This window comes from Bacillus sanguinis, from assembly GCF_018332475.1.
Taxonomy (GTDB): Bacteria; Bacillota; Bacilli; order Bacillales; family Bacillaceae_G; genus Bacillus_A; species Bacillus_A sanguinis.
Genome location: NZ_BOQB01000481.1, coordinates 1 through 277 on the forward strand (window position 1 = coordinate 1; position 277 = coordinate 277).

The 277-nt window shown below is 46.2% G+C and carries 1 pseudogene; it reads left to right on the forward strand.

The annotated features are described in order from the left end of the window. Nucleotides 1-189 (forward strand): annotated as a pseudogene (locus tag KI369_RS29995) (CTP synthase); the annotation flags it as partial. Nucleotides 190-277: the final 88 nt, after the last annotated feature.

Below are 277 nucleotides of genomic sequence, written 5' to 3' on the forward strand. Positions count from 1 at the left end.
CAGGTTATCTTCGAAGAAGCGAACCCGGTAAGTGAAGTCACCATCGGTATGGTCGGCAAGTACATTGAACTGCCGGATGCTTATAAATCAGTGATCGAAGCACTGAAACACGGTGGGCTGAAGAATCGTGTCAGCGTCAACATCAAACTGATCGATTCACAAGATGTTGAAACGCGCGGTGTTGCATAATCCTTAAAGGCCTGTCTCTTATACACATCTCCGAGCCCACGAGACCGTACTAGATCTCGTATGCCGTCTTCTGCTTGAAAAAAAAAAA